At 44.5% G+C, this 24,070-nt stretch carries 19 protein-coding genes; 10 read left to right on the top strand and 9 right to left on the bottom strand.

From position 1 onward, the window contains the following. Positions 1–93 precede the first annotated feature (93 nt). The 5 genes from QEP08_RS18825 to QEP08_RS18845 all read right to left on the bottom strand — a co-directional run bounded on the left by QEP08_RS18825 (position 94) and on the right by QEP08_RS18845 (position 3,166). Entirely contained in the window at positions 94–579 is a 486-nt protein-coding gene (locus QEP08_RS18825; RefSeq protein ID WP_285060210.1) for a hypothetical protein, read from the bottom strand. Positions 580–678: 99 nt separating this feature from the next. Beyond that, entirely contained in the window at positions 679–1,044 is a 366-nt protein-coding gene (locus QEP08_RS18830) for a hypothetical protein (RefSeq protein ID WP_285060212.1), read from the bottom strand. Between the two features lie 393 nt (positions 1,045–1,437). Further along, positions 1,438–1,893, bottom strand: a complete 456-nt coding sequence (locus tag QEP08_RS18835; protein ID WP_285060213.1) for a hypothetical protein — start codon at positions 1,891–1,893, stop codon at positions 1,438–1,440. Between the two features lie 127 nt (positions 1,894–2,020). Further along, a complete protein-coding gene (locus tag QEP08_RS18840; RefSeq protein WP_285060214.1) occupies positions 2,021–2,536 on the bottom strand; it encodes a hypothetical protein in 516 nt (171 codons plus the stop codon). Between the two features lie 186 nt (positions 2,537–2,722). Continuing rightward, entirely contained in the window at positions 2,723–3,166 is a 444-nt protein-coding gene (locus QEP08_RS18845; protein WP_285060216.1) for a GNAT family N-acetyltransferase, read from the bottom strand. 345 nt (positions 3,167–3,511) lie between these two features. Here QEP08_RS18845 and QEP08_RS18850 point away from each other — a divergent pair, with 345 nt between their 5' ends. The 10 genes from QEP08_RS18850 (at position 3,512) to QEP08_RS18895 (ending at position 15,249) form a co-directional block, all read left to right on the top strand. Beyond that, on the top strand, positions 3,512–3,985 hold the full coding sequence (locus tag QEP08_RS18850) for a hypothetical protein (RefSeq protein WP_285060219.1): 474 nt from the start codon (positions 3,512–3,514) through the stop codon (positions 3,983–3,985). Between the two features lie 196 nt (positions 3,986–4,181). Further along, entirely contained in the window at positions 4,182–7,397 is a 3,216-nt protein-coding gene (locus QEP08_RS18855; RefSeq protein WP_285060220.1) for a SusC/RagA family TonB-linked outer membrane protein, read from the top strand. A gap of 27 nt (positions 7,398–7,424) precedes the next feature. Further along, positions 7,425–8,921, top strand: coding sequence for a SusD/RagB family nutrient-binding outer membrane lipoprotein (locus QEP08_RS18860; RefSeq protein ID WP_285060221.1), 1,497 nt, complete (start codon positions 7,425–7,427; stop codon positions 8,919–8,921). A 21-nt stretch (positions 8,922–8,942) separates the two neighbouring features. Beyond that, complete coding sequence (locus QEP08_RS18865; protein WP_285060224.1) at positions 8,943–9,437, top strand: lipid-binding protein; 495 nt, start codon at positions 8,943–8,945, stop codon at positions 9,435–9,437. A gap of 40 nt (positions 9,438–9,477) precedes the next feature. Beyond that, positions 9,478–11,415, top strand: a complete 1,938-nt coding sequence (locus QEP08_RS18870) for a tetratricopeptide repeat-containing sensor histidine kinase (protein ID WP_285060225.1) — start codon at positions 9,478–9,480, stop codon at positions 11,413–11,415. Continuing rightward, a complete protein-coding gene (locus QEP08_RS18875) occupies positions 11,384–12,019 on the top strand; it encodes a response regulator (protein WP_285060226.1) in 636 nt (211 codons plus the stop codon). Before QEP08_RS18870 ends, QEP08_RS18875 begins: the two co-directional genes overlap by 32 nt. 94 nt (positions 12,020–12,113) lie before the next feature. Further along, complete coding sequence (locus QEP08_RS18880) at positions 12,114–12,959, top strand: AraC family transcriptional regulator (protein ID WP_285060227.1); 846 nt, start codon at positions 12,114–12,116, stop codon at positions 12,957–12,959. Then, on the top strand, positions 12,953–13,771 hold the full coding sequence (locus tag QEP08_RS18885) for a hypothetical protein (RefSeq protein WP_285060228.1): 819 nt from the start codon (positions 12,953–12,955) through the stop codon (positions 13,769–13,771). The genes QEP08_RS18880 and QEP08_RS18885 overlap by 7 nt, the downstream gene beginning before the upstream one ends. 15 nt (positions 13,772–13,786) lie before the next feature. Continuing rightward, positions 13,787–15,076 (top strand): OmpA family protein, encoded by a 1,290-nt coding sequence (locus QEP08_RS18890; protein ID WP_285060230.1) that lies wholly within the window; start codon positions 13,787–13,789, stop codon positions 15,074–15,076. 20 nt (positions 15,077–15,096) lie between these two features. Next, positions 15,097–15,249 carry a hypothetical protein gene (locus tag QEP08_RS18895; protein ID WP_285060232.1) on the top strand — a complete coding sequence of 51 codons (153 nt, stop codon included), beginning with the start codon at positions 15,097–15,099 and terminating at the stop codon, positions 15,247–15,249. A gap of 350 nt (positions 15,250–15,599) precedes the next feature. Here the strand turns inward: QEP08_RS18895 and QEP08_RS18900 are convergent, their stop codons facing one another. From QEP08_RS18900 to QEP08_RS18915, 4 genes are all read right to left on the bottom strand, one after another. Beyond that, entirely contained in the window at positions 15,600–15,881 is a 282-nt protein-coding gene (locus QEP08_RS18900; RefSeq protein WP_285060233.1) for a DUF6266 family protein, read from the bottom strand. 2 nt (positions 15,882–15,883) lie between these two features. Then, a complete protein-coding gene (locus QEP08_RS18905) occupies positions 15,884–16,135 on the bottom strand; it encodes a DUF6266 family protein (protein ID WP_349019053.1) in 252 nt (83 codons plus the stop codon). Between the two features lie 926 nt (positions 16,136–17,061). Next, positions 17,062–20,454, bottom strand: coding sequence for an RHS repeat domain-containing protein (locus QEP08_RS18910; RefSeq protein ID WP_285060234.1), 3,393 nt, complete (start codon positions 20,452–20,454; stop codon positions 17,062–17,064). A 9-nt stretch (positions 20,455–20,463) separates the two neighbouring features. Further along, on the bottom strand, positions 20,464–24,060 hold the full coding sequence (locus QEP08_RS18915) for a hypothetical protein (protein ID WP_285060235.1): 3,597 nt from the start codon (positions 24,058–24,060) through the stop codon (positions 20,464–20,466). Positions 24,061–24,070 lie beyond the last annotated feature (10 nt).

The following is a 24,070-nucleotide window of genomic DNA, read 5'->3' on the forward strand; positions in this document are numbered from 1 at the left end:
ATTGGCCTCATAAGATAAATCATATTCAACTGTTCACGACACCATCATTACCTGGGTCATTTCTTTCGGTAGGACGATAACACCACTGAATTATTACTTATTCAATGATCTCCAATATTTTCCCATTTGCCCGCGATTCTCGAAATCTAACAGTTTCTTACTGGCTTCAGTATAACTAGATATTTTGGAGAAATCAAAATAATGTTCAAAATACCATTCTGAAACAGAATAATAATGCTTCAACATTGTTTTAAATTCACCGTCTAGTCCTAATTTATCTATCATATCTTTTAGGAATGTGAAACATGACTTTTGCACATTATCGTCCAGATCGCCAATTCCTATGAATGCCATAGGCTCGCTAGCCGCATACCATTGCAGAAAAATAGCTCGTTTTAACGCTTCTCCATTTTGATCGGAATGATAAACATCATGATACGATTTGTGTATACGCGCATATTTTGCTGAAATGTTCAACTTAAGAATCATAATGTTGCGGTTCTCTATCGATCCGTGGATGTTACCAAGCTGACTCATAAGATCATATTCTACAAGGTTTAGTTGATCCAAAAGGTTCATATTGGTTAATATGTCAGGTTAATGAAAAATCGTTTAACAATAACTTCTTTTGCTGCCTTGGATGTCATCACATACTATCTAGGCACTAAATATATGTATTTAATAATTTTCAAAAAATAAACGGTTCTCATCCGAATCAAATTTCAGATATAACGAGTCTGCTTCATTGTCGACAGGGTAAGATTTAATTCTCTTTGAGTAAATCCGCTCGTTTTCTGACAACAGACTAATTGTCCACTTATGATGAACAGCAATACTATCAAGTGTAATTATTGGAGAGGAATAAAATTTGTTCAGTTTATAACTAAACTTTAATAATCCCAAATCAATATCATGTGAAGCCTCAAACTCTTTATGACCTAGAATGAAGGGCTGTATTTCAGGATACTTTTTTAAATCACTTTCAGTTGTGTTCAGTTGGTCACAGCCAACTAGCATAACACAAATGCATATCCATGTTTTCATAATATTTATCAAAAGTTCTTGATTAAATACGCATGATGTCTAAACGCATAGCCTACCACTAAGATATTTAACGAAGGTGATTAAATCTGAAAATAATTTAGACTATTTGCACCTTATGTATTTTTTATTTGCTGTCTTAATTGATTATATTATTATTTTTAAAAATATTAGTAATGCTATAATGACTACTAAGCCAACTATCCTATTTTTAAATTCATCCACATTTATTACATGGTTTAATTCACTCTTTACGTTCCCTGATCGTTCAATGTGAAGAAAGTTCGATACAATATACCAACTCCTTCTAACAAAAAAACCTATACGAGCCAAAATCCAACGACCCAACACTATTGAGAAAAAATCAGCTAAAAAACTCATACCCTAATCTACATATTATTTTTTATCGTTATTAATAATCTTCGATATAGTGGCGGCTTGAGAAGGAAAAGTCTTAACAGAAATAGAGCCAGATGCTTTATTTACAGTTTTGATTACAATTCCCCTGGTAGTAGGAGCAAGCCTCGCTAAAAATGTTTCTGCTACTAAACTGGAAAATTGAGCTGCATTTACTTTCGGAATGATTTGACCAACCTTTCCAACTGGGAATGCCGTAGTCGCAGTTGAAATAAAAGCTCCTATACGTTCGTTTGGCAAAGATGATTGACCATTTAAATGCCTTTGCTCAGAACCTGGCAGAATTGATGTCGCTAAGTAGAATCCATCTGCTATGCCATACGACGTCTTACCAAGAAAATTTTCCGAGTCCCCCCATCTATCAAACAAGTCTGGCTTATAGGCCGTGATAGTACCATTTGGATAGAATTTTTGACCATTATCACCAAAATCCAATTTTTCTGAAGCACCTGCTTCCGGACCATTATATTCTGTTTTATGTGAGATAAGCCAAGTCCAACTGCAAAACCGGGTGCGCCACCAAAACAGTCCCAGTAACCGTCGAGGTTGTAAAAGAGACTAACTATTCCAGCAGATAATATCTGCCCTTTCCAATGAAATTAATCTTTGCTTTTTTTATGTTATATATCCAGACAAGTGGTTCAAAAATTATTGGAGGTTCATTCTTAATAGTTTCGTTCTGATCTGAGCTTAGTTTAATAAAATTAAAAGTTTTAAAATGACCAGATGTCTTGAACAGATTATTGTCGTCCCCAAAAACTAGAATATTTTTATGTTTGTACGAAAAATACCCTCTTAACTTATCCTTTTTATCAAGCAAAAACCAGTTGAAATCATTTTCGTGCAAAACAGAAAATCTCAATTCACAATAGTTATCCTTTTTTTTCAATCTAATTACGAAGACTCTATCAGATTTTCCATCGCCTTCATCTGGAACCAAATTTATCCTATTTAAAATATTTTTGATTCTATTGTCAATTAAGTTCAGTTTTAAGACTACAACAGAATCGTTTTGAGATTGCGCCTTAAGACTTAAACTAAGTATCAAAACAAAAAAACTTATCAGAATACTTTTCATAACTATTCTATTTTACCTTGGTTATACTCGATATATTCTTTTCCTGTCATTTGTTTATCCGGATACTTCAGCGAAAGTGTTCGATCATTCCGCATTTAACCTTTTGGTGAATAATTGTAATTCAAGTTTAGGTCGAATCACTTAATCGGTTTATTTACTTAATTTCATAACAGGGAAATACAAGAATTATAAAGAGCGATTAACCCAGCGCTGATAGCTCAATTCAAATTTAACCTCACCGTTTGGGTAGCTTCCTACTTGAGTCCAGCCCTGGAAAAGATAGAACCGCTCTGCGCGCGTATTTGGAGCAGTTCCTAATTCTATATTTTCAGTAGTCTGATCAAAATACCAATCTATCATTAGTCTGTGCAGCTCCTTTCCGATCCCTTTTTGCTCAAACTCCGGGGCTACAAACAATGCCCAAACGCTCTTATCTCTAAGATCAACAATCGAGAAGCCTACAACTTGATCCTCTATTTCACAAACCCAGCCTTTTCCTTTCTCAGAAATGTAAAATATAACATCTGTATCAGGAACAAGATTAGGGTTGCTCAGCGTATTTTCTTTCACCAAATGTCTCACCCGCTGCATCTGCTTAACATCGGAAAATTCCGCAGTTCTATAAATCATATTTATCGATATATTAATTATTACAAGAGATCCAAACCGTCTAATAGGGTCGTCAAACATAAGGTTTTTCACCAAAAGTGACGAAGTACCCGTTTGATCCGTGTTGATTTCTCAGATCTATTTTAACAACTCTCGTATAAATGTTGATCTCGAGGAGCTATTTCCTGTTTGAGAAAGTGCCACTATTAACAATGCATAACTGCCTTTGTTTAAAACCACAGTATTTATAGGAACCCTAAAAAACCTCCCGCCCCAGAAAAACAAGCGAACCTTCAAATAGGTGATCTGAGCAAATTTTTCAGCCCCCGTATTTGCCAGCTTTGCACGATATTTAAAATTCGCTTCATGAAAAAATCTTTTTTAATTGCTGCATGCATGATCGCAGCACAACTCTTTACCGCAGAAATCTCAACCGCCCAGGAAAATAGCCCTTACAAAACAGGCTTTGGATTAATGCTGGACCTGGGTACCGGCGGCACATATGTGGGCCCGCATGTCAAACATTATTTTTCCGGCAGTTCGGCCGGGCAGGCCATGGTGCTCTTCGGAAACGGCCTTACGGTGATCGGTCTGGAGTATTCGTATAACAAACAAATCCCGGGTGCCACCGGGCTGAGCTGGAACCTGGGCCTGGGCCCTCAATTCTACTTTATAACCGGCTCAAATGGTTTCATGCTCCGTCCGCAGGCGGGCCTGGAGTTTAAAGTACCCAAAGCACCCCTGGCTGCGGGGTTTGACTGGCGGCCGATGTGGCAACTGAGCCATGGCAGCAGTTTTGAACCTGCGCGGTTTGCATTGACCTTAAAATACACATTATAGACAATTTGGTTAGATAGTTTGGTTTAGTTGTTCGACCCCTGTGCAGATTCGTACAGGGGTTTTTTCTTGCTCAGAATTTCATCACCGTTTTTCAAAAAGGTGTCCTGTGGACATTTTTTGTTTTCGCAACCCGATAATTTGCAGGCTTTAGCCAGCCATGTGCTCGCTGTTTATTTAATCATTCAAAAACCAAAGCATGAAACAGAAATTACTCGTAAAATTACTGTTCCTTTTACTCCTCGGCCATACTGCGCTCGCGCAGAACAGAAAAGTATCAGGAAAGGTAACCGATTCTGACGGCGGCGGCGTGCTGCCGGGTGTAACCGTCAAAATACAGGGAATGCCCCGGGGCACCGTGACAGGTACCGACGGCCGGTATCTGCTGGAGGCCCCCGCCGGCGCCGTACTGGAGTTCATCTACATCGGGTACGGAAAACAAACCAGGACACTAGGAGACGAGCTGGTCCTGAACATTGAACTCAGCAGTGAAAACACCTCACTGACCGAGGTCGTGGTGACCGCCTTCGGTATCAATAAAGCAAGCCGGACAAACGGTTACTCTGTCGCCCAGATCAATGGAGAAGAGATCAACCGGGCAGCACCCGTCAGCATTATGGGCGGCCTGCAGGGAAAAGTTGCCGGAGTTGACATCGCCACTACTTCCGGTTCACCTGGGGGATCCAGCAAGACCGTGATCAGGGGCTTTTCTTCTATTGCAGGGAACAACCAGCCATTGTACGTCGTCGACGGCGTGCCTGTCAACAATGCCCGTCCCGGAGACGTTTCTCCAAACAACAGCATCGGCGATTTGAAAGAATCCTACGATTTCGGAAATGCGGCAAATGACATCAACCCCAATGACATCGAAAGCGTCAGTATATTAAAAGGGGCCGCAGCCAGTTCCCTCTATGGATCCAGGGCCTCAAGCGGAGTAATCCTCATCACGACCAAAAAAGGAAAAGCCGGGAGATTCAAAGTCGATCTGACCTCAGCCGCGGCTTTCACCCAGGTATCTGGCGTACCTACACTTCAGGACAAGTATGGCCAGGGTTTTGCATACCAGGCCTGGATTGCTGAGAATGGAAGCTGGGGAGCGCGTTTTGACGGCCAGACCAGGGAATGGGGTTCTGAGGTCGATGGTGTCCGGCAAAGCAAGCCCTACCTGGGTGTGAAAAACAGCTTCAGGGATGCGTTTGACACCGGGCAGGAATACAACAATACCATTGCCTTCAGCGGGGGCAACGATCTGTCCACTTTCCGTTTTTCCTATGGCAATATCAACAGCAACGGCATCTTGCCAGAGGCCAGCGACACCTATAAACGCAATACACTCAGCCTCAATGGATCGACCAATTACAAAGGAATAACCGTCAGTGCCGGTCTGAACTATATCGGAAAAAACACAAGGGCGGTGCAGACCGGGCAGGCCAATTCTGGAGTGGGCTCTTCCTTCTATGAAGACATCCTGCAGATACCGGTCGAATTTCCGATCTCAGCTTTCAAGGATTACCACAACAAATATTATGACGTCGACGGTTTTTATAGCCCTTTCACTCAAAATCCATATTATTCCGTGTTTGAAAACGGATCCGCATTTAAGAGCGATCGTTTTTATGGCAATGCCGATCTCAAAGCAAAGCTGGCCAGCTGGCTGACCCTGCAGTTCCAGCAGGGAGTCGACGTCAGCAACATCACCGAAAAGATCTGGAATGCCAAAAACCGGCCAACCCCGGGAAGCTGGGCAGGCGGCGGAAATGATGAAGGCTTTGTCAGACAGGCAAGCGTGGGCAACGTGGTGGACGGCTCAGAAAAGTATTTCGAGTTCGACTCCAAGCTGAATGCCCTCTTTGACAAAAAATTCAATGAAAACTTTGACCTCACCGGCCTGCTTGGGCTAAACTTCAATGCCCGTGGCGCAAGAGTGCTGTATGCCAGCATTGAAGACCTCACCGTTCCGGGTTTTTACCAGATCGAGAATTCAGCCAACCCGCCCACCACCTCACAGACTTCCAACGAGCGGCGGATGTTTGGCGCCTATGCGTCTGCCACCCTTGGGTATAAATCATTTGCTTACCTGACCCTGAATGCAAGGAACGACTGGAGCTCTACCCTACCGGTTGCACAGCGCAGCTATTTTTATCCGGGAGCAAATCTTTCCCTGATCATCTCTCAGCTTGCCGACCTCAGCAGCGCGAAAATATCGCTTTTCAAACTCCGCGCAGCCTATGGCAAGACCGGAAGCGATACGGACCCTTACAACATTTACAACACCATCGTCAGGACCAGGGTATTTCTGGGTGGATCGGCCTATACCAATTTTCCGTTCGATGGCGTAGCGGGCTATACCGTGTCCAACACGCTAAAGAACGACCGGCTCAGACCAGAGATCAGTACCGAAGCTGAACTGGGTACAGAACTGAAATTTTTCAACAACCGCCTGGGGATCGATGTATCGTACTACAACCGGGTCACCAATGACCAGATCCTGCCTATCGTGGCCTCCCCTTCCAGCGGTGTAAATTTCAGGGTAGTGAATTTTGGTAAAGTCCGCAACCGGGGTGTAGAGGTCGCGCTTACGGGCAGCCTGTTAAAAACCCCTGATTTCAACTGGGACCTGACCTATACCTTTACCCGCAACCGCAATAAAGTATTGTCCCTGCCAGACGGACTGACCAACGTCATCCTGAATTTTGCCTATGACGCCCAGTTCGTTGCAAAGGTAGGCGAACCGCTGGGTGTATTTGAAGCACCGGTGCCGCTTACCGATCCGCAAGGCCGTATTGTGGTAAATGCCGCAAACGGAGTACCTGTAGTAGCCCCCAACCTGGGCACTTACGGCAATTCCCAGCGGGACTATATCATGGGGATCAACAACAGCTTCAGGTATAAAAACCTGAGCCTGGGTTTTACGCTCGACTATAAAAAAGGCGGCATATTCTATTCCGGAACGGCAGACCTGCTCAGCTTTGTCGGCAATTCCATCAACACCACCTGGAACGACAGAAGGACCTTCGTGGTTCCCAATTCAGTGATAGAAGTAGTGGAGAACGGTGTGAGCACCTACCGTGAAAACAATGTACCCATTACCGAAACCCGGGTTTTCGGTTATTATTATACCGATGCCGGAAAAGCGGTGGCTTACAAAGACAGGCTGCTTGATAAAACCGCATTCAAGGTCAGGGAGGTTACCCTGAGTTATTCGCTGCCGAAAAGCATCGCTGAGAAACTGCGTACAGACAAAGCGACGCTTACCCTTTACGGCAGGAACCTGCTGACCTGGCTCCCTGCTTCCAATAGTTTTATAGACCCTGAAGTTTCGAATTACGGAAATGACCTGTCCAGTGAGTTCGGCGAGTTCCGCACCGGGCCTGCCACACGGAATTTTGGCCTTTCACTGAATCTTACCTTTTAATCTATGTCAAACGTCAAATTTATCATCATGAAAACAACACATATAGCCAGGTATGCTTTTCTTGCAGCAGTCCTCCTATCCTGGGGCTGCAAGAAATTAGACATCAATACCAACCCAAATGAGCCGCTCATCGGAGAAGCCAACCCTGAGTCGCTTTTTCCTTCGGCGGTGCTTTCCTCGGCAGGAAGAATCGGCGGCGACCTGTCGGTGGTCTGCGGCGTATGGGCACAATACTGGACCCAGAACAACGGCTCCAGTCAGTACCGCACCGTTGATTCCTACAACCTTCAGAATTCATCTGCTTTCATCAGCGGCCCGTATACTGAACTGTACTCAGGTGCATTGACCGATTACCAGCTGGCCATTGAAAAATCAGCAGCAAGCAAAGACTGGAGGTATCTGCTCATGAACACCGTGATGAAAGCCTATACTTATGAAGTGCTGGTCGACCTTTACGACAAAATACCATATACAGAAGCACTCCAGCCAGAAAAATTTCCCCAGCCGAAATTTGAGGACGGCTATACCGTTTACAAGGCGCTGATCGCGGAGATCGATGCTGCCCTGGCCAAAGATTTCAGGAGCGTCCCCCATACCCAGGAGCAGGCCAAGATCGACCTCGTATTTGGAGAAGGCGGCACCGCCCCGTTTGAAAGACAGATGGACAACTGGGAGCGCTTTGCCAATACCTTAAAACTAAAAATGTACCTGCGGATGGTCAATGCGAAACCAGCGGAAGCAGAGCAGGGCATAAAAAAAATGTATGATGCCGATGCAGAATTCCTCGAAGTGGGTGCGGGCGTAGTCAATTATAAAGATGCGCCGAACCTGAGCAACCCATTTTTCGAATACAATTTCCGGAGGCTGAATACCCCTGATAACTTAAGAGCAAGCCAGACGATGGTCAGCTGGCTGGAGTCCAACAACGATCCCCGTGCGCAGGCCTACTATGGCGTAGACTCTCCCATCCCGACCATCCATCAGGGCGATTATGGCAACCAGGCCGCCCATCCCGAATACAATGATGCCGTCAACCCGGTCATCGGCAGTACCGATCCGGTATGGTTTTTCAGTATGGCCGAAGTAAACTTTATGCTGGCCGAGGCCGAAGAACGTTATTTTGGCGGTGACCGGGCAAAATCCTATTATGAAAAGGGCCTTGACGCTGCATTCGCACAGGAAGGACTGACTCCCGGAGCATTGAAGACCACCACCTACGCCTATCCGGACGGCGATTTTGAGGAAAAACTGGAAGCGATCATTGTACAGAAGTGGGCATCACTGTTCGGGTCCCATGCCCTGGAGGCTTTCCTGGAACAGAACAGGACCGGATATCCAAAAACCAGTGCGGTATACTCACGCGATCCGGATTATGTGCCCGGTCATTGGGTCTATGTTCCTGACGGCGTCACCGGTGCGGGCAACTTTCCCAGGAGGTTCCTTTTTCCGGATGTAGAACGCAACAGAAACGTAAACACCCCTGCCGAAGTACCGATCTATACCAAAGTCTGGTGGGGCAAATAATTAAACAAAATATTGACAACGATGAAAAAACAGAGAATACTAATGATCGTCCTGATGGTATGGGCGTCGGTTTATGGAACGTCCTGCAAAAAGGACCAGGAACCCGGTGGAACAGCGATGCAGAAAATGTCCGGCGACTGGTATGTGAATATAGGTAATGATGAGGAAACTTTTTTTGCACTCTCCACATTCAATACTTCGGACAACAGTTCCACTCAGATATGGATCCAGGCAGGCGGCCTCTCAGATGAAGGCGTCTCCATAGGCATAAAGGGAAAAATCAACGCAGACCTGGCCAGCCAGACATTTTCCGGCAGCAATATTCCCAACATCGGAACATCTGCAGGAGACAACCCTACCTTCAGCATTTCCAATGGCAGGATCGTCACCAACGGCACTGAAGGGCCCGGCTCCGGCACTCCGACCGATGCCATTTCCTTTGACCTGAACATTGACGGGCATACCTACAAGATCAGCGGGTACCACAAGACCGGTTTCCTGGAGGACCAGCAATAGGCTGAAATTTATTAGGGCAAAAAGATTTATATTTACATCAATGTCAACGTCTTTCATACGGTTATACCGAGCCCTGGTCCTGCTGACCGGGATCAGCATGCTTTTTGCGAAAGCAGCAGCACAAACCGGCTCCGATAAATTCAGTAAAGATACGGCCCGGATCTCCAGACTGCTGGATTCTGCCTACCGGTATATTGATACTGATTTTAAGAAGTCGGCGTGGTCGGCCGAAAAGGCAGTAGGGATCGCCAGACAATCCGGCTATCCCGAAGGCCTGATCAGGGCCTGGCACGTCAGTGTGAATGTATTTCTCACCCAGGGAAAATACAGAAAAGCGCTGGAAAATGCGACATCGGCCGTGGCACTGAGCAAAAAGATCCGGAACGAGCAGCTGCTGGCCAGGTCCTACTCCTTTAAGGGCATGACCGGGATCTTCCTCGGGCACTTTCAAATGGCTGCCGACAACTTACTGGATGCTGCCGAGATCATCGACAGAACAGGCAGCAGCCTCCAGATCCAGCATTCGCTGAACAGGCTTTCCATTGCATTTACCGAGTTGAGGGACAAGCAAAGGTCCCTCGACTATGCTTTAAAAGCGGAAAAGCTCAGTGAGGTCAACGGAAACACCGCAGCAAACATTCTGACGGTCATGCAGCTTGCCCGGGCACGTGCCCTCAATGGTCAGATGCAGCTTTCAGAACAGCTCTTTGAGCGCCTGCTCAAAATGACCCGGGCGGCGCGGGATAGCATCAACACGACCTATGCCCACATCTATTATGCAGAACAGGCTGGTATGGTCCGGAAATACAACAAAGCACTCGGCTTCTACCGCAAAGCATTGCAGCACGCCAACAGGACCCGGTTTCCCGATTTCCTGATCTATTCCAACGGCGGGCTGGCCAGAACCTATTATGAACTTCAGGACTATACCAACGCCTCGGCCTACCTGGAAAAGGCACTTTACTATGCCCGGACTGCAGGGTCTGAAAATATGCTCCGTGAACTGCTCCTGCTGGGTTCGGAAATCAGGGAGCAGCAGCAGGACCTGGCCGCATCACTGCATTTCAGAAAGGAATATGAAGTGCTCAATGCCCGTTTATTGAATCTTGGCCTGCAGCAAAACGTCCATCGCCTGGAAGCTGAGTATCAAAGTTCGGTCAAAGCCCGGGAAATCGCCAGGCAGAAATTTTACATCGTACTGTCCCTTTTTGTCAGCTCCCTGCTGCTCGCCGCTACGCTGCTCATCTATTTCCTGTACCGCAACAAACAGAAGATCGCGGACAAGAACTTGATGTTACTCCAGAAGGAAAAGGAAATGCAGGTCCTTAAAGCCATGATAGAAGGGGAAGAAACGGAAAGGTCACGGCTGGCCAAAGACCTCCATGACGGCGTCGGCGGGCTCTTATCTGCAACAAAAATGCACCTCAGCATCTTACAGAACGATAGTGGTACGCCTGATCTGCTGAACCGGTTTAACCACACCGTATCCATGCTCGACAGTGCTTCTCAGGAGATCCGGATGATCGCACATAACCTTGCCCCCGAGCTGCTGGTCAAATTTGGGCTGAACAAGGCGCTTTCCACATATTTCAGCAGGCTGCAGTCACCTGATTTTAAAATCAATTACCTCAAGGTCGGCGATGTCCCCAGGCTCAGTGACAACTTTGAACTGCTGGTTTACCGCATCATACAGGAACTGATCCACAATGTCATCAAGCATGCCCACTGCAGCGATGTGCTGGTCCAGATGAGCTATCATGAGCAAACGCTTTCCGTGACGGTAGAAGACAACGGGATCGGCATGAAACAGCAGGAAAGTGAAGGACTGGGGCTGAGCAGTCTCCGGTCCAGGCTGGCGGCGGTAAACGGATACATGGAAATTGAAACCTCGCCCGGAAACGGAACCACGATATATATTGAATTTGATGTCCAAGAATACGTAATTTATGATACCAATCAACATTGGAATAGCAGATGATCATTTGCTGGTGATCCAGGGCATCAAGGCCATGCTGAACAAACAACCTTTTAATATCGTTTTTACAGCTGAAGACGGCAAATCCCTGCTAAATAACCTGAAGGTCAGTGTGCCTGACGTTTTACTGCTCGACATTCAAATGCCCGGCATCAGCGGGACCGATCTCTGCAAACAGGTATCAAAAGATTATCCTGATGTCAAAATCCTGGCATTGACCAACCTGGACGAATCCTTTTATGTCAAGCAAATGATCCGCAACGGCGCCAGCGGCTACCTGCTGAAAAATACCGACCAGCTGACCATGATCCACGCCATAGAAGAAGTCATGATGGGAAGACAGTTTCTGGACAAACAGGTCCAGAAAAACCTGATGGACGAAATGCTGCTGGGTAAAAAAAGATCGGCCCATAACGTCATCCTCACCAAGCGCGAACTGGAAATTCTTGGCCTGATTGCAAAGGAATTTACGAACCAGGAGATTGCCGACCAGCTTTTCATCAGCCTGAGGACCGTACAAACACACCGCCTGAACATCGGCCACAAGCTAAATGCTAAAAATCTGGTCGCTCTGGTCAAGGAAGCTTACAAGCGCGGTCTGATCTGAAATTAAGCAGAAGTACGTATTTCTGAAATCCCGTTTTCCTGCGGATGTGCGGCGTTTTCCTTGCTTTTAATTTTACCACCGTAGAATTAAAGCAATGGAATACATCAGGAAACTCAGTAACAACAACAGGATCAGCTACGGAACCTTCCGCAATGCCATTGAGGAAATCCGGGAAGACAACTACACTTTCAAGTTTATACTTAAAGGCCAGCAGGATTACATCATCGCAAAAAGGACAGTCAGTATTTTTCCGGACTGCTTTCTTTTTCTTCCCCGGGGCACCCGTTATAAAAGCATCATCGATTCCTTCGATGCGGTAGACTTGCTTTCCATTTCCGTCAGCGCAGATTTCATGGACAGCCTTCATCCCGGCCATACCCAGAGCCCATATTTGTCGGGCCTTGAGTCCTTCTACCCGCTATCCGGCGACATGCGCAGTAACCTGCTGCACTTGTGCCAGCAGGTGATCCGGCAGGAAGCCGATGAGCAGCGCATCAATGAATCTGTCCGTCACTGCCTGAACCAGTATTTTCAGGTACACCAAAGGGAGACCAGCGAACGCATCGGGAAGATCAGGGCACTCAAAGCCAGCACCCGGCAGGAACTGTTCAAAAAACTGACGCTCGCAAAAGAGTACATCAGCAACAACTACAATAAGAAATTTAATCTGGATGACGTGGCCGGATTCTCCTGTCTGTCGGTAAACCACCTGCTCCGGAACTTCAAAGAAGCCTATGGCCTCTCCCCCAACCAATTTTTGTCGCGCATCAGACTCGACCGGGCAAAATATTTCCTGGAAGAGAGCAACCACTCGGTATCCTGCATCTCCATGCTGGTCGGCTTCGATTCCATCAGTTCTTTCATCCGCCTGTTCAAAAGCGTCTTCAAGACCACTCCGTTGAAATACAAGCGTCGATTTTTTGAGCTCAAATCATGCTAAGACTCCTGATTTTATTTACAATGCTATCCCTGGCCCCGGTTTTAGCCAGCGGCAGACAGGATACCCTTACCTTCAAATCGAATGCTGTCATCCATAGGTTCCCTCAAAAAAGCGTATACATCACCAAATCTGTCTACGACGCACCCGGCCTGAATTTCCTGGTGCTGCACGATGATGAAAACACCGGCGTTCTGGCGGCACATGATTTTTGCAGGCTCAACGGCGGCAGCATCACCGAACTGGAGTATGGCAATGAGCGGAATATTTCATTCAGCAACCGGCAGTCGCAATTTTCTTTTGATCCCAACCAGATCTTTAACAACGCCGGAGCAGCAAAAACACTAAAAAAATACAGTCATTCAAAAGCAGGGACCACGACGGTCATGCAGGTCAGGCAATTGGCCATAAAAGTTCTGGATATTTACAATCCGGACAGCCTCGGCTATATCGTCACCCTGCACAACAATACAGACGGCAATTTCAGCATCAATTCCTACGCAGCAGGCCAATACCTGTACGGAACGGCCGACAGTGTATACGTCAATCCTGAAATGGATGCCGATGACCTGGTCTTTGTAACTGAACCAAGCTTTTACGGGTATCTGAAACAGCAGCAGATCAACGCCGTGCTGCAGAGCCCGCAGGCCATTGACGGCTCATTGTCCGTCTACGCCCAGCTCAACCAGATCCCCTATGTCAATATTGAAGTGCAGGACGGCCACCAGCAGGAACACCTTCGCCTGATCCTTGCCGTCCATGCAATGCTGAAAGATGTTGCGTTGCAGCCGCTTTACGCCAAAAAAGAGAAATAACCTATGATAAAAGATATGAAACCAAAAATCACAAAATTGCTGCTCATTGCAGCGCTCTCATTTAGTTCATTCTGCGTCCAGGCACAGTTCCTCAAGAAACTCGCCAAAGCAACCGCCCAGAGGGCCGTCGAAAAAGGTGTGAACAAGATCGCCGATAAGGCCGTGGATAAAGGAGTGGACAAAGTTTTTGAGGAAAAGCAGGACAAGGACACGTCTGCTGCTGAAGGGGCGGCCCCAGCTGGCAAGCCGTCCATCAGCACCTATTCCAAATTTGACTTTGTCCCCGGAGAACAAATCCTGTATGCGGAGGATTTTAATGCGGAAAATGTTGGCGAGTTGCCGGCGAGCTGGAATTCTAATGCCAATGGTGTCGTAGTAGCAACCACTGAACCTGCAGGCAAATGGGTCCAGCTGAACCAGGGCATTTATCTGGCAGGCGCTAAAATACCCGGTTTCGGAAAAGATTTTACCATCGAATTCGACGTCTTGCTGAATGCGACTTCCAAATCAGGTTATTATTTGCCGGCAATCTATTTCGGTGCCCTGGCAAGCGGTGCTGAAGAAGCAACAGCCAACAAATTTCTGAAAGAACCTCATGTCAATAATGCTTTTGAATTTAAGATTGAACCGAAAGAACCCCAGTCCTCGAAGATTACCCTGAAAAGTTTTCAATCTGGCCGGGAGACTTTTTCCAGCGACCGGAAACAAATGCCATTTTTTGACAATACGCTCAGGGCAGTCGCACACTATGCGGTTGCGGTACAGGGCAGCCGCCTGCGCATGTGGATCAACGAAAACAAGGTACTCGATGTCCCTAAGGCTGTCAATGTGAATGTACCGATCAACCAGCTATACTTCAAAGGTGAAAATAGCGGCGGGTATAATGAAAGCAACTACAGTTACCTGATCAGCAACCTGAAAGTCGCCAGCGGATATCCGGACACGAGGTCAAAGCTGGTCACTGAAGGAAAACTGGTGACCACCGGTATTTTATTTGACGTGAACTCAGCTGACATTAAGGCCCAGTCTTACGGGGTGCTAAAGGAAATTGCCCAGACGCTCAATGACAACCCGGAAATGAAGATCAGCATTACCGGGCATACTGATGCCGATGGCAACGCCGCCTCAAACCTGCAGCTTTCCAAACGCAGGGCAGCCTCGGTAAAGGACTTGCTCGCTTCGCAGTTTGCTGTAAAGGCAGACCGTATGGTGACTGACGGAAAAGGTGCCGCCCAGCCGGTGGCAGACAATAAAACGGTGACCGGAAAAGCCGCCAACCGCAGAGTAGAATTCGTAAAACTTTAGACTGCCGATATCAAAAAAACATGAACCGTAAATTAACTTTAATGATGCTGTGCTGCCTGATGATGGTTTTCAGCGCCTGCAAAAAAAACAATGCCCCAAAACAGGAGCAGGACCAGGACCAGCCGCTGAAACGCGAGCATGGTGCCGTCAATGGAACAGCTGTAACAAGCTGAAAGATACAATGAACTTATCGACCATAAGCCTCACAACGCTTATGTGACAGACCCAATACACTGGAATTACTACCAGACGTAAACGGTAAAACAATCCTGGATGCAGCTTGTGGACCAGGAAAATATGCCGAAATCTTAATAGGCATGGAGGCGGTTCGTTAAAGGTTTTGAATTAGTCCTAAAATGATAGCATTAGCAATCAAATAGAAACAATAACCAATGAGAGTTTTTTGTTCACGACCTGTCTAATCGTTTCAACATGGTAGAGGACTTAACAGTTAAAGTTTCTTGAGCGCTGACTTACCGGAGATTGACCGGAGATTCATCGGATAATTCCGGTCAATGTCTGTTTAACCTCCGTTCATAGTCAGTCGATTATTTGCTTTATAGGTAAACTTGGTCTTCGACGGATTGTAAACCATTAAAGTCAGCCGGTCAGTCGCATTCTGAAACTGGTCATCAGTACCCAGATTGCTCCAGCTGATGTCCAGCTGCGCGTCTACCGTAGTTGCCATTGCGATGTTGTCCGGTAGCGTCAGCTTACCACGGCTATACTTTACCTTCGGATAATCAATGGTAAAATTAGGCGCAACACCAGTTACGGCATTGTTCAGGTGATAAGAAACCGCCATGTTCATCGGCTTTCCACACCACTCAGTGCTTTGTAACCGACATTAATCAGCGGACTGATCCAGCTCAGGAAGCTGGTAATGAGCCCAAACCTGGCACGCTGGTTCAGCAGATCTTCAGTTGGCGGCTTGTTGCTTTTACGTGGCAAGCCTTTGATCACGTCTAGTGAGCGCCAGTAAGCTCCGAGTACTGGGGCTGTTTTGTTGCGAAATCCACCCAGGATCCCTTGCCTGATAATTCCTATTTTGTTAAGAATTCAAAAATTAACAATCTGTTAATTCGACAGGCGACTCAAAACTTTCAGCTAAGCTTCCCGGGAGCTAAGCATCAGATCTGAGCAGCATGACGATACAAATGGAAAAAAATTAGATAGCCTGCGGCAGTCCAGCGGGTACGGGACCCATTATGAAAAAGCGCCTGTCAAGATAATTTACAGGCGTTGAGAGGCAGAAAAAATATTTGCTTATTTCATCATTCGATTCGGGCAAAGACAGTTCCCAATATCCAAGAAACAACGCGACCTGACTTGCGGAAATGATACAGTTACTTCAGAAGTTATTATGCCCGCATCCATATATAATAAAACTATACCTCGTGAGTTTTGGTTTTCTGATCCGTCTTTATCTTTTTAAATAGATAATAGTAATAAAAACTAAGTAAGACGGTAATAAAATTAGTTCCGATCATTACTCCCTTCGCAGATTTAAAATTTAGCACAAATTCAAACACAAGTTTAGAAAAAAATGCTCCGGAATCCCATTTTCCAGAGATCGTGTCATAATGCAAATAACCAACCCATTCAAAGCCTTGAATATATTTATAATTCAAGCCATCAGAAAAAAAAGAAACAGACTGAATTATACAGATAACTAAATTAGTGAGCAAGTATTTCTGACTAAACCATCGTTTATTTAATATCAACCTGACATTTATTAATATTGTAGTCAAAACGACAAAAGTAGACACCACTAAAGTTATCGCAGCTATAAAATCGATTCCTAAATTGCTAAATAAAATCGATGTGATAAAAAAAAGACTAATTAATGCTGTCAAAGTCAAATAACTTGAACTTAATATTAATAATGAGTTTTTAATAGTTTTTAAGTTAAGACTTATATTTCCTTTCATATATAAAAATCAATTGAAAACCAGCATAACTGTTTAGATTTACTTGCAAAATAGTCAATTTTTTGGGGCCTCATAGTTTTTCGCATTAATAACTTTATCAATTCTAGTCCTAGCATATTCTTTCGCTTGATTGGCAGCATCAGAAAATAAATTGAGTGTTTCGGTTGGATTTATCGTGAATTTCGCAATACCAATATCTATTGAGATTTCATTGGGAACTTCATTAGGAATGACAGATTTAATTTCAGCAGCCGTTTCAATTTTATGTTCTCCTCTAAAATTAGAGTAAGCTGTAGCAGATGTGGAGGCCTCGCCAACTCTATCAATACCTATTGAAGCAGATGCAGCAACAGCTGGGCCCTTTTCAGTATTCATGGCTATCTTCATTTCCAATCCACCTTTAATTGGAAAACCTTTTTTAGAAATCTCGACACCCAGAGATCCACTCATCGCGTCTTGACCAGTTGACTTTTTCTGGATAGGTTTCATATCTTTAGCTACATTATATACGTCTTTTACTGACCTTTTTACTTTTTCTTTAAATGCTGTAAATGCCGCATATAACCAAGGAGCCCCCCCTGGAAATGGCCACATTCCATCAGGATCAATAAACCTTACCGGATTATCAAATGCATAAGTATAGGGCGACCATCTTCTACCTTTCTCCGCCAGTGGATCAATCACATTCCACCTCGCAATCACCGGATCATAAAACCTAGCGCCATAGTCATACTCATCACTCAGCGCTGTTTGCAACTCCTTGCCATTATAAAGATAATTATTTTTTGTTCCTGAGTTAAACAAACTTCTATTTAATCCAAACGCATAATACTCATCTTCCTGAATTAGCCTCGCAACACCATTATTATCATCAAAAGAAACCCTGGCATTTCCCAGATGGTCTTTAAGCGTATATTCATAGCGGTAGGCTCCAGTGGAAGGGTTCCTCACTGCACGGCCTTCTTCTGTAGCAACAAAATCAATTACCCCATTTGTATATTGTATTCCGTTTATATATTCTTTCGTCATTGCTCCCTGGACTGATTTCAGTTTCGTACCGCTCGCGTCATAAGTATAAGCTGCAACCTGCGTTGGCGTACCAGAAACCATTGCGGTCACTGTAGAAGGCAAATTCAACTGGTTGTAAGCTATAGCAGTAATATTCCTCCTTCCGTCAGAGATCGCATTACCATTGCCGTCATAGCCAAAACTACCAATTAGCGCACCGGCGGTAGCGACCAGTACATTACTCATTCCCCCGTTTGCATAGCCATAATAGGTCGCTGTATTTGTCGGCACTCCGCGCTTTAATATACTAATGTTGCCCCCTTTATCATAAGCGATCTCTTCGCTTAACTCATTTCCATAGCTGTACTGTGATTTCGTTAGCCTATTCAAGCCATCATAAGTATAATTAAAAGTGCGGCTGCCACTGGTTGGTGCTGTATAAACCATTTCATATATATTCCCATTAGAAGCCCCCCAGTCTGGGATGAAATAGTCCAAGCTCATATTCAGAAGTCCTGCATCGATCGACTTTAGCCAATTCCTATGGTTATACTTGTAGGTAACGGTCTGAAGAAATGATGTACCACCATTGGTAGAATGCAGATTCTTCCTGTACAACTGATTAAGCTCATCGGGCTCTAGTCTCGAAAGCAATATCCTTGGACCAGTATTTATCGTCTGCCAGGTATCGATCTTTCGTCCCCCGTGATCATAACTGTATTCATTGAGTACTTTCAGCTGTTCAGTCGCAGCCACTTTATGACTTCGATTGCTGGTTAATACGGCTCCTGTAAAATCATAGGTATTACTGATTTCATCATAATTGCCCGCTACAAGTGTACCACCTTTATAATGCTGCTTATAAGTTTTCACAGCCCTTCCATCGCGGTCATAATAATTGACCATCCATAGCATATTGCTCACGGCACCCAATACCGCGACTTTGCTTCCGGTAAGCAGCCCCCTGGTCATGCCACTTGCATCAGATCCGGTATATGGATAGGGATTCCCCCCGGGGAAATTGTAATCGTCATAAAAATTTATGGTAAGTATAGTTAGCCCTGTTGTAGGATATGTGTTACTCGTATAACCCGTACCTGTTGTGGTACGCACCTCTCTTTGTGTACCAACTGCATCTGCAGCAACCTGTATGGAACTTTGATAGTTGGTACCCACGGTACTTCCGGTATGTGTATATATTCCTGACACCACAGATCTTCCAAGTCCGTCATACTTTATAAAGTTCCATTCCTGATTGGCTTTCATCCGCTGTACACTATCCTGCGTCATTATGACCTGGTCTGCCTTGTTATAGATCATATATTCCCAACCTTTTCCCGGCACCTTCTTCGCAATCATCCTTTGCTGGGAGTCATATCTATATTGATAACATAAGTTGTCCAGTGTAGTCTGACTAATTGGTGCATATGCATCAGGATTTGCTTTTGGCGGAAGAACAAAACTCAGATTCCCAAGCTCATCATAGACATAATAGGTCGACAAGGTCTCCATTGTACCGCCCACCCTGTTGAATTGCCGCTTCAAAATTAGTTGCCCTTCCTTAGTCTTGATCTCGTAAACTGTACCATTCAAAGTCGTGTCCCTTGCAGCCTCATCTTTTATACTAAAAGTGTTTATTTCTGTTGGAGTATAAGTTGCGACATTGTTATTTGCACGAAATAAAGATCTCGCCCCTGTTGACGGGTTAATATTCACAATATATTTAGCGATATCTCCGCCACCAGCAAGAAAAGCGTACCGCATTGTTGGACGATGCACCCAATCAGTCATATTGCTGCCAGGGGCTGCTTCGATAACTCGATTCAATGGTGAATTGTCCCATCTTGTGACTTCACTTGCATAAAGATCAAATTCAATAGAAGGTTTTTTTGGCACATTTCCAGTATAGAAAAAATCATAGAAATCCGTTCTATATCCCTGGCTGTTATAATTTTTGAATCCACTTTGATGTGCATAGAACTTGGCTTTTTCAGGTTCTCGTCCTAAGCTGTCGTACCTGTTAAACTGGATCAAGTCTCTTAGATCTGGTGTAGCTTTAATCTTCTGTGTTTCAATAACACGTCCAAAATGGTCAAAGGTCTGCACCTGAGCACTTACCTGATTTATTCCATTGAGTGTATCTGCCGGATCAATGATCCCCGGAGCACGCATATCATAACTCACTATGGCATCCCATAAAGTATTCATGATCACATTCACAGGAATTCCGGCGTTAGGACTGATATAAGCCTTAAATTCTGTACCCGGCGAAATCGTAAATCCATCCTTGAAGGTTATACTGCCTGTAGCCGTCAGCTCTCTCTGGTTCTCGTAATTTGTTACGATTTTGTGCTGGTTCTGCGCCATAGCAAAAAAAGGCGCAATGGATGTAAACGCTACTACAAATAGCTTTACAAATTGATGTGTTAAATTTTTCATGGCTTTCCCTTAGTTGTTGGACGTACCTTTGTAATACCGATAACCTTTCACAATATTGCCATCCTGGTCCCTGATTAGTTTAAGTCGCTGGAAGTCATCATATTCATAGTATTGGATCTTTCCTTTCGGATCAATGGTAGACTTTAACCCGATGAGCGGATCATAAGTATAGGTAGTCATTTGCGCATCAAAAGGATGAAGTCGAAGCTCATCAATATTGCCCGTCCCTGATATGGTTAGCGTACCCGACGTATAAGTTATTTCCCTTTCCGCCAGTGTCCAGTCTGCCCTGGTGTTTTTTATCACGGCCGCTCCAACAGTAGCACCACTGACATTCACGGTCGCCCCGTTTTTATACCAATAAGACAGAATGTATTTACCCGCTGAAGTTGCGCTCGTTTTTGTGATTGCACCAGAAGTAAGCGCGTAGACTTTCTTGCCAAACGGACTCAACAGGTCTGATAACGGTACACCCGCATATGTCCAGTTACCTTTATCACCACTTTCAAAATTGGTAAAAGACGCGTCGTCATTCGGGTTGTAACCCCCGGCACTCACATTATTTATCTTTGCAATTGCATATTGATTGTTGTGCCCCCATATGAATCCAGTGCTTGACCCATTGGATTCGGTGTACCTTGTCACATTACCTTTAACATAGCTGTCATAGCTCACCTGTTGTTTGAAAAGGTTATTATCTACCGTATTTGTGGAACTATTGTAATACAACCCGCCATTGTAAACCACGCTTCCTGGAATCTTCAAACTATAAACCCTATCGTTATACACTATATCATTTTCAACCTTAAACATGTTCACAGTTCCTTGCTTTACATACTGGGTAGCTCCGATCTTATAAGTCGAAACCTCTTCCACAGGTTCTGATAGCGAGAGCCTGTTATTCTTAAGAAAACTAAGCGGATAAGAAGCACTGGGGTAATCAAGCGGATATTTAATATGGTTAATAGTTGAATCTCCTTTCGAATTCATACTTGTAATTCTTGTCGCCAGTAAGTGGTCAGGGTTATCATAATAATACTTTGTCTCCACCGTGTTATATCCGCTTTCAGAATAAAGCGTTACCGTCTCCTTTTCCTTTTTGATGCAATTCGCAAGCGTAGCCAGATCTACAAAACTATATGCATATTTACCAGGATAATTTGGTGTATTTCCCTCTCCCGTAATATTTGCGCGGGTGAAATAATCCATACCACCACCCAGTTGATTATACAAATACTGTGATTGTGCATCGGGGTTCGCAACTGGCAGATCATAACACGTCGCATCCGCCGTATAAGATGGCAATGGCCCAGACAGTTGGCCTCCCAGCGCACAAAAGAAAGAAATGAATTTGGTCTGTGCATTAAGTGGCGCGCTAAAGCTCTTAAAATCGTATTTGGTATCTTCAATAAGCTTATATTCTGCAGTATTTTTGTTAAAAGCATACTTTTTTATTCCCATAACACCGATTATCTGTTCTTTCTGCACACCAGGATTTACAGGCGAGGAGGGAACACCAATATCTTCCATGGTTTCATAACCATTAGGTTGCCATGGCCGGTCCGGTGCTTTCTCAAATAAGGCAACATTATTATAATAGACTGTCTTACCGTAATTCAACCCCGCATCACCTTCTTCCGTATATTCTGTGACAACATTGTACATGCCGTAGCTACCAGCGTACTGTGTCAGATTATTAACAGGATGGGACAATAACATCAGGTTATTATAGTCCGTGAAAGAATTTCCACTCGAATTGTAATAAGTGGCTATTGTTTTTATCACACTCCCCGGTATGGTTACATTGCCATATCCGGATGCTTCAATTGGCCCACCATAGCCCCAATATGAACCCTCACCATAAACAAATCTCTTTTTACTAACTGTGCCCCCAAGATAACTCTGGTATAAAACAAATTTTCCTGTCGATTTTGTGATTGATTTTATCCTGATTCCGCCACCCGCAGCATACTTCGTAGTATAACTATTATTAGGGTAATCGGTAAAATAATACTTATGAGGTTCGTACTCGTATGTTACTGTAGAACCACTAGGAGTCTTGATTTTAGTCAAAGTCCCTTTTAACGCCTCGTTGAATAAAAACTGCCTGTCAGCAAAGTCAATCATATAGGTCATCACCCCGTTTACAATATTACCAGAATTCATACCGTAGTACGCTATTGCTTCCTGCCTTGAATAACGTATATACTTTGACCAAAGATTATACATCGATTCTGCTATCGGATAGTGTTTCTTGACCCGCAAAGCATACACGCTGTCCGGGTGTTCGAGAAGCGTTTTATTCTGTATTTTTCCGTTGTAGAATCCCCACCTGTCCTGAGCCTTGCTTTGAACATTCTGTGCAACAGGCATCTTCCCGTTATAAGTAAAACCCCAGTAGTTCATTTTGACATCATTACCATCATATATGTGTATGGCCTTAAGATAAAGTCCATAAGTTACATCAGTTTCATCATATTCAAATTCATATCGTTTCAGTGTGATGGTAACCCCATTAACGACTTGATAGATTCTTACTGTCGTCAACAAATCCCTTCCCATAATATCGTTATCCCCGTAAGCAAATGCTACTCTTCCATTTGGATAGGTAATTGCTTTAATACGGGTATGGGCCAAATATTCCGTTTTCGATTGCGAGATCAACGGCTCCCCTATTCTGTAATACTTGCTATTCGGATCCTCATAAGCCCCTCCCCAAAGCCCTGAAGGCGATATTTGACGATTAAAAGGGATAGATTCCGACGTTGATATTCTTGTTTTTTTCGAAAGTCTCGCCGTATCCATTATTGATTCATACTCAAATTTTACAGTATCTTTAAACTTGGCTGAAACAATTTGTGAAAGATCATAATCAAACCACGTGGAGGTTTGAGGGTCAGCTGCGAAATTGGGATCCCCGATATACATAGGCTGAGGCTGATTACTATAATAAGATCTTCTTTTAGACTGCTTGTAGTCTCCAGAAGAAAAGCTATACACAATGCCATCTGTAGTTTTTATTTTCTTGTTCGGGTGGTCGATTGTTAACAATGGATCGTATGGAAATGTAAGTCCATTCTGCGTATAGGTACCCGCGCCTGTCGGCAGGCTATATGAATAGGTATCCCAGGCCGCATCCGTTTTTCCTTCCACTACATCTCTGGTGTACGACTTATGCTGGTTAAATGGATCATAAATACTCGGATTGGCATTAATATCAAAAGGGATGCCGTTGCTGCTATTCATACCACCTCCGAAATCTGCTTTTCCCTGCAAATTGGTTATAATCTTACCGCCAGCGTTTAATTCCCAACCCATCCCCGGCGCTCCTGCCTCCTGTCCAACTTTCAATCCCAAAGCCGTATAATTAATACTTATAGGGACCGTGATGTCATTCACTTTAATCTCATAAAGAGGGATTCCGACTTTCAAGGTGCCGGTAGACATATCAACATTATCTAAACTGGCATCATTTAAATAATCTGCCACTTTCGGTGCATTTCCAACAGCACCCATAGCACGCTTATTGTAAGATATTTGCCCTTGGCTTTGCAGGTTCACCCCCAAAACAATAAGAATGAACGAGAGATAGAATTTTATATTCATATTAACTAGA

It is taken from the genome of Pedobacter ginsengisoli, assembly GCF_030244015.1.
Taxonomy (GTDB): Bacteria; Bacteroidota; Bacteroidia; order Sphingobacteriales; family Sphingobacteriaceae; genus Pedobacter; species Pedobacter ginsengisoli.

Coding starts and splice junctions, on each gene's coding strand:
- QEP08_RS18825 (WP_285060210.1), bottom strand. CDS start 579: ATGAACCTTTTGGATCAACTAAACCTTGTAGAATATGATCTTATGAGT.
- QEP08_RS18830 (WP_285060212.1), bottom strand. CDS start 1,044: ATGAAAACATGGATATGCATTTGTGTTATGCTAGTTGGCTGTGACCAA.
- QEP08_RS18840 (WP_285060214.1), bottom strand. CDS start 2,536: ATGAAAAGTATTCTGATAAGTTTTTTTGTTTTGATACTTAGTTTAAGT.
- QEP08_RS18845 (WP_285060216.1), bottom strand. CDS start 3,166: ATGATTTATAGAACTGCGGAATTTTCCGATGTTAAGCAGATGCAGCGG.
- QEP08_RS18850 (WP_285060219.1), top strand. CDS start 3,512: ATGAAAAAATCTTTTTTAATTGCTGCATGCATGATCGCAGCACAACTC.
- QEP08_RS18855 (WP_285060220.1), top strand. CDS start 4,182: ATGAAACAGAAATTACTCGTAAAATTACTGTTCCTTTTACTCCTCGGC.
- QEP08_RS18860 (WP_285060221.1), top strand. CDS start 7,425: ATGAAAACAACACATATAGCCAGGTATGCTTTTCTTGCAGCAGTCCTC.
- QEP08_RS18865 (WP_285060224.1), top strand. CDS start 8,943: ATGAAAAAACAGAGAATACTAATGATCGTCCTGATGGTATGGGCGTCG.
- QEP08_RS18870 (WP_285060225.1), top strand. CDS start 9,478: ATGTCAACGTCTTTCATACGGTTATACCGAGCCCTGGTCCTGCTGACC.
- QEP08_RS18875 (WP_285060226.1), top strand. CDS start 11,384: ATGATACCAATCAACATTGGAATAGCAGATGATCATTTGCTGGTGATC.
- QEP08_RS18880 (WP_285060227.1), top strand. CDS start 12,114: ATGGAATACATCAGGAAACTCAGTAACAACAACAGGATCAGCTACGGA.
- QEP08_RS18885 (WP_285060228.1), top strand. CDS start 12,953: ATGCTAAGACTCCTGATTTTATTTACAATGCTATCCCTGGCCCCGGTT.
- QEP08_RS18890 (WP_285060230.1), top strand. CDS start 13,787: ATGAAACCAAAAATCACAAAATTGCTGCTCATTGCAGCGCTCTCATTT.
- QEP08_RS18895 (WP_285060232.1), top strand. CDS start 15,097: ATGAACCGTAAATTAACTTTAATGATGCTGTGCTGCCTGATGATGGTT.
- QEP08_RS18900 (WP_285060233.1), bottom strand. CDS start 15,881: ATGGCGGTTTCTTATCACCTGAACAATGCCGTAACTGGTGTTGCGCCT.
- QEP08_RS18910 (WP_285060234.1), bottom strand. CDS start 20,454: ATGAAAAATTTAACACATCAATTTGTAAAGCTATTTGTAGTAGCGTTT.
- QEP08_RS18915 (WP_285060235.1), bottom strand. CDS start 24,060: ATGAATATAAAATTCTATCTCTCGTTCATTCTTATTGTTTTGGGGGTG.